This is a genomic window from Thalassoglobus neptunius (genome assembly GCF_007859735.1).
In the GTDB taxonomy this organism is placed as follows: Bacteria; Planctomycetota; Planctomycetia; order Planctomycetales; family Planctomycetaceae; genus Thalassoglobus; species Thalassoglobus neptunius.
In genome coordinates this window covers 35,428-58,341 of the sequence record NZ_SIHI01000022.1, presented here as the reverse complement: position 1 = coordinate 58,341, position 22,914 = coordinate 35,428, and the positions used below count along the sequence as shown (strand labels likewise).

At 52.4% G+C, this 22,914-nt stretch carries 16 protein-coding genes; 12 read left to right on the top strand and 4 right to left on the bottom strand.

Features of this window, described 5'->3' with window-relative positions; all coding sequences use genetic code 11:
* Positions 1-413: 413 nt before the first annotated feature.
* The 5 genes from KOR42_RS19465 to astB all read left to right on the top strand — a co-directional run bounded on the left by KOR42_RS19465 (position 414) and on the right by astB (position 7,246).
* Positions 414-1,652, top strand: a complete 1,239-nt coding sequence (locus tag KOR42_RS19465; protein WP_146511510.1) for a hydrolase — start codon at positions 414-416, stop codon at positions 1,650-1,652.
* Positions 1,653-1,698: 46 nt separating this feature from the next.
* A complete protein-coding gene (locus KOR42_RS19460; protein WP_146511509.1) occupies positions 1,699-3,090 on the top strand; it encodes an aminotransferase class III-fold pyridoxal phosphate-dependent enzyme in 1,392 nt (463 codons plus the stop codon).
* A gap of 277 nt (positions 3,091-3,367) precedes the next feature.
* Positions 3,368-4,432 carry an arginine N-succinyltransferase gene (locus KOR42_RS19455; protein WP_146511508.1) on the top strand — a complete coding sequence of 355 codons (1,065 nt, stop codon included), beginning with the start codon at positions 3,368-3,370 and terminating at the stop codon, positions 4,430-4,432.
* Between the two features lie 7 nt (positions 4,433-4,439).
* Complete coding sequence (gene astD, locus KOR42_RS19450; RefSeq protein ID WP_146511507.1) at positions 4,440-5,906, top strand: succinylglutamate-semialdehyde dehydrogenase; 1,467 nt, start codon at positions 4,440-4,442, stop codon at positions 5,904-5,906.
* On the top strand, positions 5,903-7,246 hold the full coding sequence (gene astB, locus KOR42_RS19445) for an N-succinylarginine dihydrolase (protein ID WP_146511506.1): 1,344 nt from the start codon (positions 5,903-5,905) through the stop codon (positions 7,244-7,246). The genes astD and astB overlap by 4 nt, the downstream gene beginning before the upstream one ends.
* Before the next feature lie 16 nt (positions 7,247-7,262).
* Here astB and KOR42_RS19440 read toward each other — a convergent pair whose 3' ends face one another.
* Positions 7,263-8,069 carry a DUF1338 domain-containing protein gene (locus KOR42_RS19440; protein WP_146511505.1) on the bottom strand — a complete coding sequence of 269 codons (807 nt, stop codon included), beginning with the start codon at positions 8,067-8,069 and terminating at the stop codon, positions 7,263-7,265.
* 287 nt (positions 8,070-8,356) lie between these two features.
* Here KOR42_RS19440 and KOR42_RS19435 point away from each other — a divergent pair, with 287 nt between their 5' ends.
* The 3 genes from KOR42_RS19435 (at position 8,357) to KOR42_RS19425 (ending at position 15,408) form a co-directional block, all read left to right on the top strand.
* A complete protein-coding gene (locus KOR42_RS19435) occupies positions 8,357-9,679 on the top strand; it encodes a DUF1501 domain-containing protein (RefSeq protein ID WP_197441364.1) in 1,323 nt (440 codons plus the stop codon).
* Positions 9,680-9,852: 173 nt separating this feature from the next.
* Positions 9,853-13,662, top strand: coding sequence for a PVC-type heme-binding CxxCH protein (locus tag KOR42_RS19430; RefSeq protein ID WP_146511503.1), 3,810 nt, complete (start codon positions 9,853-9,855; stop codon positions 13,660-13,662).
* A gap of 168 nt (positions 13,663-13,830) precedes the next feature.
* Positions 13,831-15,408: a glycosyltransferase family 39 protein gene (locus KOR42_RS19425; protein WP_197441363.1), complete on the top strand. Its 1,578-nt coding sequence runs from the start codon at positions 13,831-13,833 to the stop codon at positions 15,406-15,408.
* 67 nt (positions 15,409-15,475) lie between these two features.
* On the opposite strand, the gene KOR42_RS19420 is transcribed toward KOR42_RS19425, so the two are convergent.
* The 3 genes from KOR42_RS19420 to KOR42_RS19410 form a co-directional block, all read right to left on the bottom strand.
* Positions 15,476-16,990: an NAD(P)/FAD-dependent oxidoreductase gene (locus KOR42_RS19420; protein ID WP_197441362.1), complete on the bottom strand. Its 1,515-nt coding sequence runs from the start codon at positions 16,988-16,990 to the stop codon at positions 15,476-15,478.
* Complete coding sequence (locus KOR42_RS19415) at positions 16,978-17,922, bottom strand: radical SAM protein (RefSeq protein WP_146511500.1); 945 nt, start codon at positions 17,920-17,922, stop codon at positions 16,978-16,980. Before KOR42_RS19415 ends, KOR42_RS19420 begins: the two co-directional genes overlap by 13 nt.
* Positions 17,923-18,024: 102 nt before the next feature.
* Positions 18,025-19,353: an asparagine synthase-related protein gene (locus KOR42_RS19410; RefSeq protein WP_146511499.1), complete on the bottom strand. Its 1,329-nt coding sequence runs from the start codon at positions 19,351-19,353 to the stop codon at positions 18,025-18,027.
* A gap of 437 nt (positions 19,354-19,790) precedes the next feature.
* Here KOR42_RS19410 and KOR42_RS19405 point away from each other — a divergent pair, with 437 nt between their 5' ends.
* The 4 genes from KOR42_RS19405 to KOR42_RS19390 all read left to right on the top strand — a co-directional run bounded on the left by KOR42_RS19405 (position 19,791) and on the right by KOR42_RS19390 (position 22,880).
* Entirely contained in the window at positions 19,791-20,270 is a 480-nt protein-coding gene (locus KOR42_RS19405) for an FxsA family protein (protein WP_146511498.1), read from the top strand.
* A 146-nt stretch (positions 20,271-20,416) separates the two neighbouring features.
* Positions 20,417-20,812, top strand: a complete 396-nt coding sequence (locus KOR42_RS19400; protein ID WP_146511497.1) for a DUF2254 family protein — start codon at positions 20,417-20,419, stop codon at positions 20,810-20,812.
* On the top strand, positions 20,748-21,779 hold the full coding sequence (locus KOR42_RS19395; RefSeq protein WP_146511496.1) for a DUF2254 domain-containing protein: 1,032 nt from the start codon (positions 20,748-20,750) through the stop codon (positions 21,777-21,779). The genes KOR42_RS19400 and KOR42_RS19395 overlap by 65 nt, the downstream gene beginning before the upstream one ends.
* A gap of 33 nt (positions 21,780-21,812) precedes the next feature.
* Positions 21,813-22,880, top strand: a complete 1,068-nt coding sequence (locus KOR42_RS19390) for a DUF4185 domain-containing protein (protein ID WP_231741016.1) — start codon at positions 21,813-21,815, stop codon at positions 22,878-22,880.
* Positions 22,881-22,914: the final 34 nt, after the last annotated feature.

Genomic DNA, 22,914 nt, shown 5'->3' with positions numbered 1-22,914 from the left:
CAGCTTCTGCAACACCTCAGCCAGCGACTTTCCTGCCGCCAACATCGCTTGCCCCTCCTGCAACAGCTTCACAATCTGCTCAGGCTTACGTCGTCGTCGCTTCGTCATCAAAGTCTCCTCGAACCAAAATCGGTCGGTTGACTCTCATAACATCTGGATCAGAAAATGGGGAGCACGCCAACTGGTTCGGCACATGATCGTCAGACTTCATCAACTTCTCTCCTCTCGATGGAACTTTTGCTTGAAATCAGGCAGACTTGTGACACACAACTCATCAGTTCTTTCTGTTCCAAGACTCCTCAAGCTGTTCCGGAATTTTGAGGCGATCGGTTGATCATTCCGATCTTCAATTTTCAGGAATTCAGACAATTCCCCTGTTCCGCACGTTAATTATCATGAGTTGAACGACAACCATGGACCCATTGGCTTCCGCAAAAAGTTGGATCGAAACCCAGCGAGACCGAATGATTGGACTCGTAGAACGCTGGGCTGTTGTCAATTCCGGGACGATGAATTCATCCGGAGTGGGGACAGTTGCTCATCTCATGCAGCATGAATTTGCTGAGTTGGGAGTCACTCCAGAACTGATTCCCGTTGATCCTGTCGAAGAACTCAACAATCGCGGGGAATTAGTCGCGCATGAACTGGGGCCTGCCCTTTCGATTCGTTGTCGACCAGAGGCGCCGCGCCGAGTTTTACTTGTGATCCATATGGATACGGTCTACGGAATAGAGTCTCCATTCCAGACCGTCAGACGCGATGACGTTCACCTTTATGGACCTGGAGTTGCCGACGCGAAAGGCGGAGTGGCAGTGATGCTGGTGGCCCTGCAGGCGCTGGAACGGCACGTTGAGTCTTCAGGAATTCGGGAGCTTGGATGGGAAGTCCTCTTGAATCCCGACGAAGAAATTGGCTCCCCAGGATCAGCACGATTGTTGGAGGAAGCCTCGCGACGCAATCATGTCGGGCTGTTGTTCGAGCCTGCACTTCCGGATGGAAGTCTTGCTCATCACCGAAAAGGTTCGGCGAATTTTCACATTCGGTGTGTCGGGGTTTCCGCTCACGCTGGAAGGCATTTCGAAGACGGAAGGAATGCTGTCGCTGCGGCAGCCTTCATTGCTTCGGGAATTCATCAATTGAATGGGGACTGGGAAGGGACGACGCTGAACGTCGCTCGTATTGATGGAGGGGGACCATTGAATATGGTTCCGAGCATGGCGGTCCTTCGTTTTAACGTCCGTTACTCGAAATCAGAAAATGAACCGGCGATTGCAGCTGCTCTTGATGAGCTGCAACAACAGGCCTCTCGGCAATTTGGTGTTGATGTCGAACGATTCGGAGAGTTCAACACTCCCCCCAAAACGATCGACGATCGAGGTCAGTTTCTGTTTGATCAGATTCGTGAGACCGCAAAAAGTTTGGAAATTGATTTGAACTGGAGATCGACCGGAGGTGTCTGCGATGGAAATCGTCTCGCAGGTTGGGGAGTTCCCAATGTCGATACCCTTGGCGTGCGTGGAGGCGGAATTCACAGCACAGACGAATTCATGGTTTTGGACAGCCTCACGGAGCGAGCCACTCTCACCGCCCACACACTCATCAACTGGACGCTGAATTCAGACCTTTGGCCATGCCCTTCCCTGCCGAGCTAAGCAAAACACCGAAGACGCCCACACTGTACATTAGAAAGCGACTCAAATGCCTGATCCGACAACCCAAGCGGCCGCGTGTTTTCACGATGAGCGAATTTTGAAAGCTCGACAATTAATTCGAGAAACGATTTCGGAATACCGCGAAGCACTCACACGACCCTCTCCGCCGGTGGACGAGAACAAGCTTGAGTACGAAGTGATGCTGAAACACTTCGGGCATTTGCGGGGCGGTGCGTTGTATTACCCGTTTCTGGGAAGTGGTTTCGGAAATGGAGCGCTTGTTGAGCTTGCCGACGGGAGTGTCAAGTTCGACATGATCACCGGGATTGGGGTTCATGTTGCAGGACATTCGAATCCCGATTTGATCGACATGCTTGTTCAAGCGGCGATTTCTGATTCGGTGATGCAAGGCAACCTGCAGCAGAATCTCGAGTCGCTGAAGTTATGCAATGAAGTGGTCGGAGTCGCCCGCGAGAGCGGATCGAGAATTCGCCATTGTTTTCTTTCAACGAGTGGAGCGACGGCCAATGAAAATGCTTTGAAGATGATGTTTCAGGCAAAGTTCCCGGCCGATCGAATTCTGTCTTTCGAAAACTGCTTCGCCGGACGGACGATGGCACTCGCTCAACTGACGGATCGCCCCAAAAATCGTGATGGCCTTCCCCAGAACATTAACGTCGATTACATCCCGTTTTATGATCATGACGACCCGACGGGCAGCACCGAACGCTCGCTCGCTGCACTGAAAAAACTACTTTCGCGATACCCGGGGCGACACGCGGGAATGTGCATTGAACTGATTCAGGGAGAAGGTGGCTATTATTCCGCTCCACGAGAGTTCTTTCTGACGCTCATCGATCATCTCCGCGATCACGATGTCCCGATTTTCTTCGATGAAGTGCAGACCTTCGGGCGGACTTCAAGACTCTTCGCGTTTCAGGATCTTGAACTGGATGAGTATGCCGATGTCGTTTCCATTGGGAAAATGAGTCAGGTTTGTGCCACTTTGTTTACCGAGGAATTTAAGCCTCGTCCGGGTCTCGTCAGTCAGACTTTTACGGGGGCCACATCAGCGATTTACGCAGCGCGTTTCATCATCAATGAATTTCGTGAAAAGAACTTCCTGGGCCCCGAAGGCCGGACGATGCAGATTCACGAGCGCTTTGCCAAGCATCTCAACAAGCTGCAATCCAAGTTCAAAAAGTCGATTCACGGTCCCTGGGGATGCGGCGGCATGATCGCTTTCTCTGTCTTTGATGGAAGCCCGGAGCGGACGAAGGAGTTTCTCGACAAACTCTTCCATGCCGGAGTCATCGCGTTCCCAGCTGGGCAGCATCCGACACGGGTGCGCATGCTTCCGCCGCTGCTGGTCATTACTGATGAACAGATTCAACAGGTCTGTGAGATCATTGGTGACGTGTTAAATGAACTGGGGTGATTTCAGGAATCGGATCGCGCGGCTACGTCGTCTTATTTCGTCGAATGGTTCACGGACTCACTCGGCAGACGGTCGTGCGAATTGAGAATTCCGGGAAAGTCGTTTCAAGTCAAGTCGCCATTTCAGGAATGGATCGCTTCAGAACTTGACAAACAAATTCCACCGTTCGAAACGGGACGAAGTGCGTAGAATGCTGGAGAGCGTATTTCGATGAGGAAGAGTTTCAGGCATTTGGTGCGTTTTAATGCGTACAGATCGTGAACAACGGAGGGGAAATATGTTTGTCATCCGTCCAGTCGAACTTGACGATCTCGATGATCTCGCATCGCTTGCGGATCTGACCTCGTTCGGACTGACGACACTTCCGCGAGATCACGCACTTCTGGAGAAACGTGTCCGGGAATCCGTTCAGTCGTTTGCAAATATTCCCTCAGGAACTCCGCGCGGACAGTCTTATCTCCTCGTCCTTGAGGATTTATCAAGCTCAAGGGTGATTGGGACCTCCGGGATATTATCGAAGGTCGGCGGATTCGAACCGTTTTATGCTTATCGAATCGAAATGAGCATTCACGAATCGACAATGCTTCAGATTCGCAAGGAAGTGCCTGTTCTTCATCTGGTTGCAGAGCACGACGGTCCCTGTGAAATCGGAAGCCTGTTTCTTCATCCGGACTATCGGCACGGCGGCAACGGACGACTTCTTTCGCTTTCTCGCTTTCTCATGATTGCACAGTTTCCGCACCTGTTCGATTCGCAGGTGATTGCGGAAATGAGAGGAGTGATCAACGATCAGGGACAAAGCCCGTTTTGGGATGCGATCGGGAAGCATTTCTTCGATCTCGAGTTTCCCAAAGCAGACTATTTAAGCATCGTGAACAAAGAGTTCATCGGTGACCTCATGCCCGTTCATCCGATTTATATCAATCTTCTTCCTCAAGAGGCTCAGGCGGTCATTGGAGAAGTTCACGAGAACACCGTTCCAGCGAGAAAGCTACTTGAGTCGGAAGGTTTTCGATTCAATCAGATGATCGATATTTTCGAGGCGGGGCCAATTCTCGAAGCTGCGGTCGATTCAATTCGTGCAGTTCGGGACAGCCGTGGTGCGTGTGTGGTCGAACTCGTTGATCACATCGAAGATGGTGAGCTTCGCATTGTCGGCAATACGTCTCAAAACTTTCGAGCGACGACGGCTTCTCTGAAGTTGAGCTCAGAAGGAGTCACGATCGAACGGTCGACTGCAGAAGCTTTGCAGATCGAGTTGGGAGACATCGTGCGGCATGTCACACCCAAAGGGGCTCAGAGCCAACCATGGAACTTACGTGACTCCAATTCGGGAAGGTGAATCAACGATGACTCACGAGGGAAAGAACTGGATCGACGGAAGCTGGACTTCGGGATCGGGGGAGTCCTTCTCTTCTCTGAATCCGGCAACCGGTGAAGTTCTCTGGAACGGATGTCATTCGACCTCCGACGATATCAATTCAGCCATGCAGGCCGGGCGGAATGCAGCTGAGCAATGGGCAGGTCTGCCACTCAACCAACGAATTGAGATTCTCGACGCATTCGGAGCGGAACTGGATCAACATCAGGATTCACTGGCTCGCGCGATCAGCGAAGAAGTCGGCAAGCCTTACTGGGAGTCGAAGACTGAAGTTCAGGCGATGATTGCGAAGATTCCGACTTCGATCGATGCCTTGAAGGAGCGGCGCAGCCCGATCGAGTCACCGCAGAAATTTGGTTCCGCGAAAACGTGGTATATGCCTCACGGGATTATGGCTGTATTCGGTCCGTTTAATTTTCCTGGTCATATCAGCAATGGACACATCATCCCGGCGCTGCTCGCAGGGAATACCGTCGTTTTCAAACCGAGCGAATTAACTCCCCTCGTTGCACAGAAAACAGTCGAACTCTGGGAAGCTGCGGGCCTTCCTCCGGGAGTTCTGAACCTTGTCCAGGGAGGACGAGAGACGGGAGTGGCCATCGTCGATCATCCTGAGATCAATGGAGTTCTCTTTACGGGAAGTGTGCCTGCAGGAATTGCAATCTCGAAGGCTCTGGCAGCTCGTCCGGAAGTACTTCTCGCTCTCGAACTGGGCGGAAACAATGCATTGATCGTCGATCAAGTCCACGACCTTGATGCCGCTGTTTATACGGTGATTCAATCGGCCTATGTGACTTCTGGACAGCGATGCACCTGTGCACGTCGACTGATTCTCCCAGACGGAAATCAGAAAATTCTGGATCGGTTGATTGAAGTCATTCCAACACTGACAGTTGGAGCATGTGGTGACGATCCCGAACCGTTCATGGGACCGCTCGTCTCCTCTTCCGCTGTCGATCAGGTCCTTCAGCAGCAAAGTCATTTGAAATCGATCGGCGGGAAAATTTTGGTTGAAGCACGTCGGCTCCCCAACGGACCGGCCTTCATTTCACCGGGGGTGATCGATGTGACGGACATCGCCGAGCGTCCCGATGAAGAGATCTTCGGGCCCTTGCTGCAAGTGGTTCGGACTTCATCCTTCGACGAAGCAATCGCTGAGGCCAATCGAACTCGTTTCGGGTTAGTCGCTGGGCTGATTTCCGATGATTCTTCTCGTTACGAATTGTTTCAGCGGAGAATTCGTTCCGGTCTTGTGAACTGGAATCGACCGACAACCGGAGCAAGCGGTCGGCTTCCATTCGGAGGAGTTGGGCTCAGTGGAAACCACCGGCCTGCGGGATTCTTTATGATCGATTCCTGCAACATTCCGGTTGCTTCTCTTTCCGCTCCGGTCCTTGAACTTCCCGACCAGTTACTGCCTGGAGTTGAATTGTGAACGAGGCTGCTGTAGCGGTTGAATTGAATCTCGACGGACTTGTGGGACCGACGCATCACTATGGGGGGCTTGCTCCCGGAAACATTGCTTCGCAAAGTCACCGGTATCAGGTTTCTTATTCCAAACGGGCTGCGCTGGAAGGTCTCCGTAAGATGAGACGACTCGCAGAGCTTTCGATCCCGCAAGGGGTGTTGCCGCCTCACTATCGCCCGGACATCGACGCGTTGAGAGTGTTCGGGCTGACTGGAACGGATGAAGAAGTTCTCGCTCAGGCCCTGCAAGAACATCCCGATCTTCTTTCGAGCGTCTCGAGTGCATCGGCAATGTGGACGGCGAACGCGGCGACCGTTTCTCCCAGTGCTGATACGCAGGACGGGCGAGTTCACTTCACACCCGCGAATCTGCAAAGCACTCCTCATCGCCGGTTGGAAACGCAATTTACAACAACGGTCTTAAGAACCATTTTTAATAACTCTCAACACTTCGTGATTCACGATCCACTTCCCGCGACGGAAGAGTTCTCGGACGAAGGGGCTGCGAATCACATGAGAGTCTCAAGCGAGTACGGACAACGCGGTCTCGAAGTGTTCGTGTATGGTCGCAGCCCGGAACTTCCTCAATCTCAGCTCCCAGGGAAGTTTCCAGCGAGACAAACACGGGCAGCATGCGAAGCCATCGCACGCAATCATCTGCTCAATCCGGATTGGGTGAGTGTGGTGCAGCAGACACCCCGCGCAATTGACGCAGGAGTTTTTCATAACGATGTCATCGCAGTCGCGAACGAGAGATCGCTGTTCTGCCATTCGGCGGCGTTCGTCCAACAATCCAATCTGATTGACGAATGGAAATCTCTTTTGCCGGGCATGCGAGTGATCGAAGTCTCAGAAGATCGGCTGTCGCTTGAGGAAACTGTTGGAACGTATTTGTTTAACAGTCAACTCGTGACACTGAAAACGGGGGAAATGCTTTTGCTCTGTCCCGAAGAGTGTCGGAAGTCAGAATCGGTCATGGAAGTTTTGGACGAACTTCGACAGGATTCGGCTCTGAACTTGCGAATCGAATTTGTCGACCTTCGTCAAAGTATGCAAAACGGGGGCGGCCCCGCTTGCCTTCGGCTGCGAGTGGTTCTCACAGAACGTGAACTGCAAGCGATGAGTCCGTCGATCCGTTTGACACCCGAACTCGCATCGACGCTGGAGCACTGGGTGAACCGGCACTATCGAGACGAACTGACTTTGCCCGATCTTGCCGATCCCAAGCTCTTAGACGAAGTGCAAGCAGCGCTTGATGAACTGACCGGGATTCTGAATTTGGGGGCGATTTACTCGTTCCAGAAATGAAGGATTCCGTGAGTCCTTAGTTGGCGTTGCGTCGATCGGTACTCTGGAAGATCTTGTCGGCGCTCTTGGCAACAAATCCGCTGAACAGAGTTCCGTCGGCCATTGGGTATCTTTTCGCGAACTCATAGTAACAGCCGGGAATTCGCATCGGTCCGTCGGCGAAATTGACGTCGATCATCGATGCGAGAGTCGATGACTGTTCGAGGAAATCCGAAGGTGATCCTTTGATTTCACCCCCCTCAGAATTCAGTTCGAACCCCTGCTCTTTCAAGAGAGAATTCAGTTCTTCGAGGCTGTCGATGTGCGCGAGTGCATTCACGAGCACCGTAAAGTGGTTCGCACAGTATCCGTAAGCGGAGAGCCAACCGGCGTACTCGCTTTCTTCGGAAAGAGCCGTGTATTGCTGGCTGGTGACCGTCCATGGACGACCGAGCAAGCAGAGTTCCGGTGCCTTCGAAATGAGTTCTTCACCCTCAGAGAGTAGCTCTTGCACAGTGCTCTGCAGCTGCGGAGACATCTCTTCGAGAAGCAGTTCGCTGATAAATACTTTCGGTCGTTCAGGGAGTGGATGTTCGTAGTGACGGGCGAAAAGTTTCTTTTGCGGAAACTGGTATTCTCCCTTCGCTGCGTATCCGCTTTCGACAAACGGTTTCGCAAGAACGTCGATCGACACGCGCGGGTCGTTGAATGTCCGGAAGGCGACATGGTCATTCACGACACGTTCGCCCCGTTTTGTGAGCATCTCGACAATAGCACTTGATTGCGGATTCATCTCGCAAAAACTGATCCAGAGTTTGTCGAACAATCGGTCGATCAGATCCATGAAAGTCACCTTCAGCTTTCGGCGATGTTTCAACTCAATATTTGAATGACGTGCGTTCTCATTATACGCCTTCGCGTCCCACTGAACATCGGGTGTTATGAAATGCGTTGCGAAGACTGACGGAGCTTCGCGATGGGTTGTTGTCTCCTTTTGGGCGAGGCGCTTGCCAACGACTTTCCCGAACCACTACAACGGACACCACATATTCGAAAACACAATTGTTTGATTGAGTTGCACTGTTGGCTGCATGAGCTGCACTGTGAAACCGCCCTTTGGAGATGCAATCGATGCTTGAAGGAATTCCATTGGCTCGGCGATCTGTGCTTCAGATCGGGGCACTCGGGTTGCTCGGGAAAACGCTTTCGGCCGATGCCGGTCAAGAGGCTGTGCCTCCTCATCGCAGTTGTATTTTCATGCACCTTCAGGGAGGTGCGAGTCACATCGACCTTTTTGATCCGAAGCCGCATGCCGTCTCCGAAGTTCGTGGACCGTTTCAGTCGATCGAAACAAGCATCCCGGATGTGCGTTTCGGCGAGCTGATGCCTCATTCCGCCCGAATTGCGGATCAGCTGTGCGTCATCCGCTCAATGACACACAAGTTCACCAACCATATTGCCGGGACGTACATTTCTCTCACCGGATCGGAGAATCAGCAGGACCGGGATCGAGAAGCACACGGCGACGACTTTCCGGGACCGGGGGCGGTTCTGAACTATCTCTTCCCCGGCCAGCACAGCGTGCCACGAAGCGTCTCTCTTCCGAACTGGCTCAGCATTCCTGGTCCTTCCAACCGCATGCCGGGACAATACGGAGGGTTTCTTGGAAGCCTCCACGATCCGTTCGTCATCGAAGGAGATCCTGCGTCACCCAACTATCAGCCACTCTCGCTGTCTATTCCAGAGGGGCTCACTCCTCCGCGGCTTCGGAAGCGATTGTCTTTGACAGAGAAGCTGGAATCTGTTGCAAGAATCCTCGATGCCGATGTCGCGACTCGGCACGATCACTTGAGGCAATCGGCACTCGAACTTGTGGTCGATGGGAAAGTCCGGCAAGCGCTCGATTTGAGTCAAGAGTCGGATGCCATGCGTGATCGCTACGGGCGAAATCGACTCGGGCAGTCGCTGTTACTGGCACGACGACTGGTCGAAGCGGGGGTTCAATTCGTCTCGTTTAATGAATTCAACCAGAAGTGGGACACTCACGGAAATCTCGAGAATCGATATCGACACATCGTTCCTCCCATGGATCAGGGATTCGCTGCGCTTGTCGACGATCTGAGAGATCGCGGAATGTTGGAGTCGACACTCGTTGTGAACACAGGAGAATTCGGTCGGACTCCGGTGATCAACAATCTTGCTGGTCGCGACCATTGGCCGAATGTCTATTCGACTGTATTGGCCGGCGGAGGATTTCGGCCAGGAATCGTGTACGGAGAGAGTGACTCGAAAGGGGCAGAAGTGGCGAGTCATCCCGTCAGCCCGGCCGATTTGCTCGCCACATTCTGGTCACAGATGGGGATTGACCCAACGACCGAAATTCACGACCGGCTGAACCGACCAATGCAGATCTCCTCCGGGTCGATTCTCGACCCGTTGATCGCCAGGAGTTAAAGTGAAATTCATCGAAGTGCCTCGTTCGCTCGATTCGCGAAGTCGAGTTTCTCATCTAGGGAGAGAATCCGATGAGTCGGAACGATCACTGAAGTCGTTATTCGGTTACTGACAAAGACACGAGCTAAGAACCCGAACACAATTCATTCCTTGCCTCGCGGAAAGCACTAACAATGAGCAAACAGTTATCTCGAATACGTGTTGTGGAAGTCTTCGTGATGGCGAGTTTCCTCACATTTTTAGTCACTTCTTTCGACAGCCTTCCGGCCCAGTCGAAAGATTCCCGGTCTCGTCAACGCAGAGTCAACGACGCAAAGAATACCCGGACGGAAAACTCGGAACCCAAAGAAGATCCTGATCTGATTCAATACGGAATCTATCACGAAACGGCACCCCGAGCCGCAACGACAACTCCACGAAAAACGACGCTCCCGCTCAAGCTTCATCCCGATGATCGCATCGCTCTGATCGGGAACTCTCTTCTCGAAGGAACTCAGAAGTACGGAAACCTTGAAGCCCTGCTCCACCAGAAGTATCCGGAACACAGATTGATTGTCCGGAACCTGGCGTGGAGTGCTGACACCCCTGACCTGCAACCGCGTCCCGCAAATTTTGCAGATCTCCATCAGCACCTGACTCATGAAGAAATTGATGTCATCTTTGCTGCGTACGGGTTCAACGAGTCCTTTAACGGCGATGAGGGGCTCGAAGCTTTCCGGAAGTCTCTCACGCGACACGTCCAACATCTTCAATCACACGCTTACAATGGAGAGAGCGGACCGCAGATCGTACTCGTTTCTCCGATTGCCTGCGAGAACATTACAAACGTCCCGGCAGCAGACTTGAATAATCAGAACCTTTCCAGGTATCGGGACGTGATTCAGGGTGTGGCAGAAGATTTGCAAGTCGGATTCGTTGACGTCTTCGACGAAACGAACGCGACATTCTTGGCTAATGACACTGATTGGACAGTGAATGGAGTTCATCTCAACGAACATGGTGACGAGCTGTTCTCCCGCGCTCTTTATCAAGGTCTCTTTGGAGAAGAAGCTTCTGCCATCGATGCCAATTTAAGAGACGTCATTGTCGATAAAGATCGTCAGTATTTCCGGCGATACCGTCCCGCGAACACGTTCTACTATACGGGTGATCGCAACAAATCTTACGGGTATCTCGACTTCCTTCCGGCGATGCGCAATTTTGACATGATGGTTGCCAACCGCGAGGAACGGATTTGGGATCTCGCACAGGGGAAACCGACCGAAGATGTGATCGACGATTCCAACATCCCTCCGCTTCCGAAGACGAAAGAGTCCCGCGGCGCCAACGAGTGGATGACGGCAGATGAAGAACTCGCCTCGTTCGAGATTGACCCTCGATTCGAAGTCACGCTCTTTGCCGGAGAAGAGCAGTTTCCTGAACTGGGCGCGCCGATCCAAATGCGGTGGGACAATAAGGGCCGACTCTGGGTCAGCTGTTCGACGACCTATCCTCACGTTTATCCCGGGAACGAACCGGACGATAAAATCGTCATTCTTGAAGACACGGACCAGGATGGACGGGCTGACAAGTCAACGATCTTCGCTGACGATCTCCATATTCCTCTTTCTTTCGAGTTTGGCGATGGCGGCGTCTACGTCTCCGAGATGCCGCATCTGACCTTCCTCGAAGACGTCGACGGTGACGATCGGGCTGACCGTCGAACACAGCTGCTGACCGGATTCGGAACCGAGGACTCACATCATGCACTGCATGATTTTACCTGGACTCCCGATGGTGACCTTCTCTTTCGTGAGTCGATCTTTCATCACTCACAGGTGGAGACTCCCTACGGGCCCGTTCGCCAGCAAAACAGTGGTTGGTTTCGCTACGAGCCGAAGTCGCATCGTCTCACAAGCTTTGGAACCTACCACAGCACGAATCCCTGGGGAGTCACATTCGACGACTGGGGAAATCATGTCGCCAGCCATCCGATTTTCGCTGCGGCGTTTCATTCGCTCGATCCTGTCTATCCGAATCAGCATCCGAAACCGGCCGGTCTGCAGGCATACTCCGGAACGTGCGGTCACGAGTTTGTTGATTTCGCGTCCTTTCCCGAAGACCTTCAAGGCGGGTTTTTGAAAGCCCGCTATAAACCGACGAATCGCCTGGAGATTCATAAGTGGAACGAAACCCCCTTCGGGTTCGAAGAAGAGTATGTCAGTGATCTGATCTTTTCGCGGAATCTCAGCTTCATTCCCGTCGACCTTCGCTATGGGCCTCGCGGCGCGATGTATCTGTGTGACTGGTACAACCCGGTGAAGGGGCACGCTCAGTATTCGCTTCGAGACGAACGTCGAGACCGCCATTCCGGTCGAATCTGGCGAATCACAGCGAAGGGATATCCATTGAGTGAATCTCCGAAAATCGCAGATGCATCAGTCCTAGAGTTTGTCGAAAATCTCAAACGCCCCGAATATCGGATTCGATACTGGTCCAAGCGTGAGCTCAGAGATCGCGGTCCGAAGGAAGTTTTGCAGGCGCTCGATTCCTGGGTTGAAGGTCTCGACTCTTCCGACCCTCGCTACCGGCACCATCAAATGGAAGCCATCTGGACATACCGGTGGATCGACGAACGGAACGGAGAACTTCTTCGAGAGGTTCTCGCTTGTGATGACCATCATGCACGAGCAGCAGCAACGCAGCAGCTCCGCTACTGGCACGCATCTCTTCCCGATGCGATTGAACTTCTGAAGAAGTCCGCGAACGATTCGAATGGACTTGTTCGAATGGAAGCAGCCATCGCGGCAACGTATATCGGTACAGAGCCCGCCTTTGAAGCCTTGCTTGAAGTGGCTCAGCATCCTGCCCAAAGTCATCTTGCCTATGCAATTCAGTCAGCATTCGGGGCAGCTTCGATGGTTCGACATTGGGAAGATCGACCAGAGTTGAAAGTCGAATCGATTCTCGCACGACTTCGAAGCAGTAGCCAACTCAAAGAACCGAATCCGTCCGCATCTCAGAAGCAATTCGATCTTCAAGATGATCTTCTCACCGTACGAATCTCCTGCCTTCCGGAGAGGATGCGGTATTCAGTCACAGAGATCACCGCACTCGTCGGGCAACCGGTCAAAATTGTGTTCTCCAACCCGGACGCGACCGACCACAACCTCGTAATTGTCAAACCCGGCGCTCTTGAAGAAGTCGGGATGGCAGCCAACGAAATGGCAAAAGATCCGAAGAATGCGAACTCTGACTTTCTTCCTTCGGACAAACGAAATCTGATTCTGCATGCCTCTCCGATGATTGGGCCGACGCGGAAAACTCAGGTGGACGTGCTGCGATTCAAGGCGCCTTCGAAGCCCGGAATCTATCCGTTCGTGTGTACGTTTCCCGGTCACTGGGTCATTATGAAGGGAGATTTGATTGTCGCCAATGACCTTGAAGAAGCAGAGCGTCTCCGCGCGGAACGCGAACCGACTTTCGTTCAGGAATGGGTGATGGAGGACTTTGCAAACCTTCAAGTCGCCGACGATGACGAAACGATCATGCGGGGAATGCAGGCGTTCGCGAAAGCACGCTGCACTCAGTGCCATCAGATGCACGGTCACGGTGTGAATCTCGGCCCTGATCTGACGAAAGTTCACGAGCGATTTCAGGGAATGAAGCTGTTGGAGCAGATCATCGTTCCGTCCTCAGAGATTCACAAGGATTTTCAGAACGTTCAGTTCTTGCTGACCAACGGTCGAATTCTGACCGGTGTTGTTGTGAAAGAAACAGACACCGAGTATCACATCGCTTCGAACCTGTTGATCCCCGATCAGGTGACGCGAATTCGAAAGAAACAAATTGAGGAACAACATGTTTCAATGATTTCCCCGATGCCTGCAGGGCTTGCGAACGTGCTTGAGAAGCAGGAAATTGTCGATCTTGTCTCATTTCTGCAAGCTGGCGGGTATCACCCTCCAGAGCATCTCAAACACCACCATTCAACCAAAGAATGATCGACCGAGTTTCTTATGTGAAGCTCGGTGACCACTTTCACGCGGCAATATTTTGGGAATGCATTCCGATCGTTGAACGGACGTGAATTGTCGAGGCAATGATTTGTTCACGTTGCAAATGTCGAGGTCTTAAACCGTCTTCTCTCCATGGATGGCGAGCGATTAACTATGAACGAATCCGATTCGCAACAGCCGTTAAGATTGTCGTTTCCTGACATTCTTTTGTTTGTGCTCGGTGTTGCCATCGGGAGCTTCTTTTTTCTGAAAGGTGTCGCAACGCATCCACTTGTTTTGGATGAGCATGTCGCCTACTGGATCGCCGGGTCTGACAATCCGGAAAGTCTATGGCAGCGCAGCCTGAACTACTCAGCGACTCCGCCGTTCTCCTCCGCACTGCAATCGGTCGCGATGCAAGTGTTCGGGAAATCGGAACTCGCCATCCGGCTCCCGTCGTACATGGGCTATCTTCTGGCCATCACGGGCACCTTTCTTCTGAGCCGTGAACTCTTCGGAACCCGGGCAGCGGGCCTCGCGTCGTTGATTGTTGCCCTCCTTCCAGCTTCTCTCGAGTGGTCGCGCCTCGCGCGTCCCTACGGAGTCAGTTTGGGGTTGTCCGCCTTGAGTCTTTGGCTCACCGCTCTTCGACTTCGTCAACCCTGCCGATGGGATACACTTGTCGCATGGGGAGGATGCGGTGTTCTATTGATATGGACGCACTACCTAAATTCTCCACTCATCGCCCTTGAGTCAATCGTGCTGCTGGGGATCGGGGCCTGGACACGAGAAGACACCGTTCGACCTCGAATCAGAACGCTCGTGGCGATGGCCTTCATCGCTCTTTCTGTTCTTCCGCTGGTCCCGAGTCTCGTTCGGATGGCAAGATGGTCTGCGATCCTCAATTTTCGCCCGACTCCCCCGTCGACTCTGGAAATATTAGGACCGATGTGGTGGGCAGCTTTCCCGGCTTCACTTCTTCTTGCGGTCCTGATTTCCAGTTTAACGCTCAAGCGATCCACGCAAAGTTCCGCTCCGAATTGGAGAGTCTTCGGAATCGCTGCGTTCTGGGGTCTCGGTGGTGTGTTGCTTCTGGGAGTTGCATCGCAGTGGATTCCAACACTCGCTGAAGATCGATACCGCGTTATCTATTTACCAGCAGCGGCAGCGTTTTTAGGGGGGCTGCTGGACCATCGATTCGGGAGACCGATCGCAACATTGGCAGCGATCTGCCTCATCTCCGTGACGTGGTGCCTTAGCGAAGGAGTTCTCTGGAAGCCGGAAAAACTTTCAACGTCTGCCGCAATGAACTGGAGAGAGATGGCGAAGATTCTGGATGAAGAATCCCTCGATGATCAGCCTGTCATCGTGGGAAGCGGTTTGGTTGAAAGTCGCCTCGTGCCGGTCATGTTCGAAGATCCTGTGCTCATGGATTACATCGCCTGTCGAATGGGGCGATTCTATCTACCGGCTGATCAACAGCGGACTGCCCTCCCATGGGTCTGGATCGATGACATCAACCTGAACCGTTACTATCTCGAATTTCTTTCAGAGCATGCACAGTCGAAGTTATGGGTCGTGGCTGGGACCGATACTGATTTGGGACGAGGTGGTTTGATTGGGCTTACGAATCTTCTTCTACGGTCGGGGTATCAGAAAATCAGGGAGGTCAAAACGCCGACCACTGCCCTTCTCCAGTTCGAACGCACCGAATCGATTGGAGAAAGTGCGATGAACTCCATCGTTCCGTGAGAAGACGCTTCCCTCGGCCGTTTCTGCAAGTTCACACGAGCAAATGCATCGGGGTCATTGGGCAGATCTAAGTCTTCTCTGCCGCAGTCCTCGCGTACATTCCAGGGATCGACGGTTCGAACAGGCCGACGTGATTGTAGGGAGCAAGCTGATCGCGGAGAAAGTTGAGATGTTCCACGATGCGTTTTTCACAACGGCCTGAAGCATTGAGTTGATCAAGAGATTGAGAGAGTCGCGAGACCGTCTTAAGAAACGACGAATCGTCGCTGCAGAGAAAGTCTCTTCGGCCGGAATTGTAGTTCTTCTCGAAAGTCGTCGCAGCGGCAAAGTAGACCATCGTCCAGGCTGAGAACAATTCGAAACTCCAGAGCGATCGGTAACACCCCGAAACCATTTCATCGATCAAACGATGTTCGGTCAGAATCGACTGGGAATATGCCTGGAGTTGTTCTCTTGCCGACGTTGAGTTCCCGGAAAGAATGATTTTCGCGAGTCGCTGGATTCCGCTGAGAGAGTGAGCAATCCCGGTGCTGTGCAGTGGATCAATGAAGCCCACGGTCGAAGGGAGAGCTGCCCAGTCTGGCCCAGCCCCGGATTCTCGCAACCTTTGCAGACGCCCCGTTGAGAAGACTTGTCCGGGGATGGAAGAGCACTGACTCCCCCCAAACAGACTGGCCGGAAATCGGTTTTTGGGATGATCCCATTGGCCTGTTTCGAAGATCGGCTTCATCTCGCGAAATTCGCTCGAATCTGGAGTTGTCACAAAACCAACGCTGGTGGGACCACCGCGAAATCTCAATTGCCAAAGCCATCCTTCTTCGGTCACGTGGTGAACTGCTGAATGATCAATCGAATACGGGAAGTCCTTCGTCCTCGCCTGAGACTGTGCGAGCCAGTCCTCGCATGACGGGACGTGATCGAAATGGCTGAAGACGGCAGCTGTGTTCGTTCGGAGTAACTGAGTGACATCTGCAATATCCAACGACGAAAGCAGCACCCCGCTGGCCCCAGATGTATCGATCAGAAAGTCCGCTCGCATCCGCTCGGTTTGTCCGGCTCGAGTGACGGCGAGAGACCAACTTTGGGGCTCGACATGTTGAATCGTTTCTATGGTTGACGATGTCCAGTCGCTGGCTCCGAGATTGATGGCCTGTTCGAATATGAACTGATCGATATCCGTCCGATACCACTGAGTGTCCGCGAGTTCATTGGATTCGCTTGCTGTCACCAGTAACTCACAGTTGTGATTGGCGGTCGCTTGATAGCCGGAATCTCCTCCATGCCAGACATAACTGAAACCGCGTTTACATCCACATCGAATTTCCGGGTATGTTTGAGTCCATGATCCGTAGCGACACAGCGGTGCGAGTTCGTCGAGTTCATAGTCTTGCACGAGGCTGGAAAGAATCAGGTCAGCAGATGGAGTCGACGATTCTCCAATCGCAAATCGCGGGTGAGTGGCTGAGTCCACGAGTGCGACGTTGAGGCCATTCTTAGCGAGGATCGCTGCGATTAAGCTTCCGCTGAAACTGGCTCCCAGAATGACGACGTCCCAATGAGTCACTGGCTTCAACTCCGACATTCCGCACATTCGATCGAAGGTTCAATCATTTGTGTGAGGTTCATATTCTGGAGACGTTGAATCCGTTTCACACGGCAGTTTTCGCAAGAGAAAAAACGCTCTGCGTCCCAGAGGTCGATGGTGACTCGTCCGCGTTTCATCTCAAGACAGCGACTCAGGATCTGTTCCATTGAATCACCTTCCGGAGGAGAGAAATGCCCTTCCAACTCCAGCTGTTCCATGATTCCGTTTCCGGCCCGTGTTGGGATGACTGCACACAAACTGACTCCTCGGTCAAATGCAAATGTGACAGTTCGCTCGGCCCACTCAATGCCTTCCGCCTCATTCATGAAAGGAGGACGCAGTAAAACAAAAGCTCGAGTTCGAATTTGCGATTGATTTAGAAAATCAGTCGCTCGGTCGAAATCGGTGAGTGTCATATCTTTGTTGAGGGCAGCGAGAACTTCGGGGTGGCACGTCTCCAATCCAAGGGCAATCTCCAATTGGGCGGGAGCGATTAAATCGCGAAATCGCTTGCATTCGTCCCCGCAAAGCTTTGGATGGTTTTCGACGATAACAGTATCAAAGCGGCGGACGAGTTCTGCAATCTCACCGTATTGATGACGAGGTATTGCTTTCGGATCAAAGAAATTTCCGCTGTTATATAATTTAATCTCGCGTGCCAATGGCAACTCACCGAGGGCTGTTCGGATCTGATTCGCTATTGAAACTTCAGGGCCTGAGCGAGGGAGTGTGTTTTTCCAGAGATCACACATCAGACAGGTGAAAGGGCATTCCGCATTTGTCAGAAGGAGCGTCGCGACATCGACAACGGCACCGGATGCGTTGTGTTCTTTCTCAACGAAAAATGCATACGGTTTCTCCGGGACGACCGGGTTGCGGGCTGGGCGAGCGGCACGAATCTGTTGAGTGGTTCGGGAATTGATTTTCATCAGACCATTTTCATGGTTTCTCTGCACTCGCGTGAACCGAATTCGGTCGGAGAAAACTGCGTTTGCTTGTGCGAATCGCTTTCGACGAATCAAGAAGTTGCTCTAACGATAGAGCGAGTGGAAGCTTTCGCGATAAACACGTTCGTCCTGTGGGAAGAAATTTTCGAACTCGCCTGCAGGAGTGACTCCGTGTTGGAAACGTCTCTTTCTGTAAATCGGCATGTCGAATCCAGTGACTGCTTTCACACCACGCGAAACGATTTCTCCTTTTAAGTTGTAGAGCTTTTCATGATCCCAGTCAGTTAACTCAATAAAAGGGATTCCTTCAGCGACTTCAATGACATTAGGAAGCGCAAACGGGCTGAAGTCGTGAAAACCGAACATCCGTCCCGGTGCCCAAGAGCGGACATGACCGCGACTTTGACCTCCTGAATAAGTCAATGAGTGTTTAACGGCATCAACTCCCCAACCTTCCTGATACAACATGACGTTGTTCAAAACACTCCGGATCGTTAACTCGGGGTTCTCTTCAATAGGGTAATCTTTGAGGTTCTCGTCTCCGCCGTCGCCGTCGATCAGCCACTTCCAGTCGGGATACTTTTCGCGAATCTCTCGACAGAGTGCGACTGCCAACGTCGCCACTTGAGTGTCGAGCGGTTTGTAGTCCTCCATCACACGAATCCCTTCACGAAAATCAATCGTTTGGGCTGTGACAGGAACTGGTTCAAGAAAGAGTTCGAGATCTAGCTGCTTCAAGAAATCACGCGACTGAACTTCGTCCGAGCCGGATCCGTCGATGGAGAGCGTGAACGCTTTCAAGTGGGACGGAGACTCACCGCGTTTCAGCAAGAGATTGTACAAGACAAGAAAAACCGCTCCGCTGTCGATTCCACCGGAGAACAAGACTCCGAGCGGTTCTTGTGAACCAACGAAGTCGAGAAATCGTTCGCATTCGGTTTCAAGTGCGCCGATATACGCAGCTCCGATTTCATCGAGATTCGATGGCAATGTGTTTTGTTTCGGCGAAAAGAATCGGCGCGTGACGGGGTTTGGATCCGGACACCCGATCAGTTTGAGTTCCAGAAGGTGGTGTGCTGGAACCATTCGTGTATAGCTCGGATGGAACTGTCCATCGAGCCCTTCAGATTCCAGAAATTCCGCGATTTGATCAATTCTTTCGGCAACGATCAGGCACGGGCCTTCGGTACGCTTGGCCAGAAAATACCGCATTGGGCGTCCCAGCGACCGTGCCATGCGAATGAGTTGTCCTTCTTTCGCGAGCAGTGCGAAATGTCCTTCAATCTTTCGAATCTCAGCAACGTTCCCGCTTTGTACCACGCTGCAGGCGTCCTCAACACTCATGTTGAAGATTTGATTGGCTTCGGGATCGAGCAAGTTGACCAGACGTTCGACAGGTTCTTGAAACTTCATGTTTGATAGAAACTTTTGAGAGCTTTGTCCGAATGAAAATCATCGACTTGCATGGGCAGACTCATCGGATTGAAAGAGCCTGCGTCCGAATTTGCAAGAGGAAGAATGGTGTTCTTGAGCGTATCGTACCGTTTGAGGCGGTCTGATTGAAACCATGTACGGTTGGACGCATGAATGCGAGTTTCATCTCAGAGGATCAATATCGACTCGATACAGGCTCGGTGGAGCATCGTTCATCTTTGCTGTTGCGGAACTTTGAGATCAATTGATGCTGTTTCAAGTGGGGCCTCACGTCGAAATTTTCAGCATGTTGCGGAAGCGAATTTCGAGTCGCGCAGCTCGTTTCAAGCAGAGTTGAATCGGGAATTCCGAACGTTTGTTCACATCTTGCCTTCACGTCGCCTTGGATTCCACGCTTGCACTGTCATAATCGTGACATGATTTACCGTCTCTTTCTGCTCTTCACAATCGTTCCGGCAATTGAACTCGTCGTCCTGCTTCAAGTGCACCATTACGTGTCCGAAGCTTGGGGGATGGGAACGGGGTTGCTGGTGACGATCGGAACAATTTTCCTGACAGGAATCGTCGGCGCCTGGCTTGCTCGGCAACAGGGAGCGAGCGTTTTACGTCAGCTTCAAACGCAATTGCGAAATCAGCAAATGCCCGGGCAGGCGTTGGCAGATGGAGTTCTCGTGCTGATCGGTGCCGCTCTTTTGCTGACTCCGGGATTTCTGACAGACATTTGTGGTTTCAGCCTTTTGATCCCGACGACGAGAGCCACGTATCGTCGAATGGTGATGAAGTGGTTTGAGCAATACTTGCGTCGTCGACGTGCTGGCGGAGCCGACGTATTTGTTGTCGATGCTGTTCCCAGCGATAAATCTCCGACTGATCAGAAATCGGAGAAACGTCTGTAGACGCCGCTCCATTTTTGCGATTCGCTCCAGAATACTTCGCCTCACCGGTTTTAGAGGTTTCCGCACCGGATTGAGTCGTTCCATGGTAAGATGTGTCAGTTTCTGCCCTATCGAATCATCGGAAATTTGGTTGCAAAAGAGGTCGTATGCTTGAAACGTGGTTGATCAACCAGTGGGATCGTGTCCGCAATAGCCTATGGTTCATTCCGACGCTCGGGCTGGTGGTATCACTCATCGCTGCTGTCTTGATGTTGAACGTCGATGCCACGGTTCGTGCAGAAAGAATTCCCGCGATTTCCTGGGCCACGACGACTTCGTCGGCCGCAATGGCGACGATGACGACTCTTGCTGGCTCGCTGGTTGGCGTCACAGGTGTCGTGTTCTCAATTACAATGCTGACGCTCGCTCAAACCTCGTCAATGTATGGTTCGCGGTTATTGCGATCGTTCCTGAATCACGACATTGCCCAGGTGACTCTTGCGACGTTTTTGGGAACGAGTCTCTATTGCTTTACGATTTCTATGGGCGATCCGGGGCGATGAAGACTTCGGGACGTTTGTTCCTCATTTGTCCGTGGGGGTCGGGCTGATTGGCGGGATGCTGAGCTTCGTCGTCTTCATTTCGTTTATCAACCATGTTGCAGAGGCGATTCAGGCGACGAATGTGGTGAAAAGCGTCGCACACGATTTGTCCGATGCGATTGATCGATTGTTTCCGGAGGAAATTGGTCAATCACGCCATGAACACGACGATGCGGCGGACGAAGAGTCAGATGCTGTGAGCACCGGGAGTACGATTCGATCGACCAAAGAAGGCTACCTTCAGGCAATCGACGGAGAGACGTTGTTGCATCTCGCCCGCAAGGAAGATCTTGTCATTCAACTGCGTTGTCGGCCCGGTGACTTTCTCATCAAAGAAATGCCGATTGCAGCGGCTTCTTCCGTCGCAGATATTGACGAGGTCAACAAAGAGATCAATCAATGTTTCCTCGTGGGAAGTCGCCGAACTCCACGGCAAGATGTGGAATGTGCAATTTTGGAGTTGGTCGAAGTCGCGGTGCGGGCCCTTTCTCCCGGAATCAATGATCCACAGACCGCGATTGCCTGCTTGAACTACCTGGGAGCAGCCGTGGCCAAGCTCGCGGAGAGAGAATTTCCGGACCCTCGCCGCCGCGACAAAGATGGAAAAGTTCGAGTCATCGCGTTTCCACTTCGCTTCTCCAGTGCGTTCTCAACCGCATTCGACGAAATTCGTCGGCATTCGCAGAACACCTTCTCCGTCACTGTTCATCTGGTGAAAGTGATCGGAGTCCTCGCTCATCAGGTCCGCCGGACGCACGATCGGGAGGCGGTTCTCCAGTTTCTCGATATCATCGAAGCCGAAGCGACCGATTGTCCGCACAACATTGACGATAGGACTCAAATTCTTGTTCTCGTGAACAACGTTCGGCAGACTCTCAGCGTCGAGAGTTTGAGGTCCGATGGGGTATCTCAACCGAGTTTCGACTGAATCCGGGTGGATCATTTCATGAAAATGAGTCGAATGAAAACGCTTGGTGTGATTGCTTTGGCGTTGCTGATTTGTGAGGGGTTAAACAGGCGAATTCCTGCTCAGCAGAATTCGTCGAGACTTCCCCCGTATCCGAAAAGCAACATCATTCGTGATGTCCGGTGGGCTCCGATGGAAACCGTTATACGCAAAGCGAAAGGCGGTGATAACTGGCCGGTCACATGGGCACGGGATGGATCGCTCTATTCGACATATGGGGACGGATGGGGATTTGAGCCGAAACTGGAAGAGAAACTCAGCTTGGGGCTTGTTCGAATCGATGGCTCTCCGACGGACTTCAGCGGAGTCAATCTTCGTTCGCCAACAATCGAACAACGCGGCCAGGGACGAAATGGAAGAAAGTCATGGGGAATTCTGTCTGTCGACGGAGTTCTTTGTCTGTGGCTCGGACACAACAATCTTCAGGGCGGAGAATCAACTCTCGCATGGTCAGAGGATCATGGAGGAACCTGGTCCACTGTCGATTGGAAGTTCGAAGAGTTTGGACTGATGGGGTTCGTCAACTTTGGGCGAGACTACCAGGGAGCGCGGGACGAGTTTGTGTATGCCTATTCACATGATGGGCCGAATGCGGATAGCCCGGCGGATCATTTTGTCCTGATGCGCGCCCATAAGGATCATCTTCTCAAGCGGGATGCATGGGAATTCTTTGTTCGCAGAGATGCCAATCAGCAGCCGGTCTGGTCGAAACGGATTGATGAAAGAGGACCGGTTTTCGAACATCCTGACTCGTGTCTCCGGTCAGCAATTACGTTCAACCCCGGTCTCAATCGTTATCTGTGGTGGCAGGCCATTCCTCAACCGCCTGGTCATCCTGACCGTGGAGATACTCGATTCGAAGGAGGATTCGGGATTTACGATGCCCCCGAACCGTGGGGACCCTGGACGACGGTCGAATTCGTCCCGGCGTGGGATATCGGTCCCGGAGAACATGGCGATTTTCCGACAAAATGGATGAGCGAAGATGGACGTACGCTGCATCTCATCTTCTCTGGAGACGACTGTTTTTGCGTCCGGAAAGCAGTTCTCGTGACTCAATAGCTGAAATTGAACAGGTGCCGTTCAAATGGCTTCA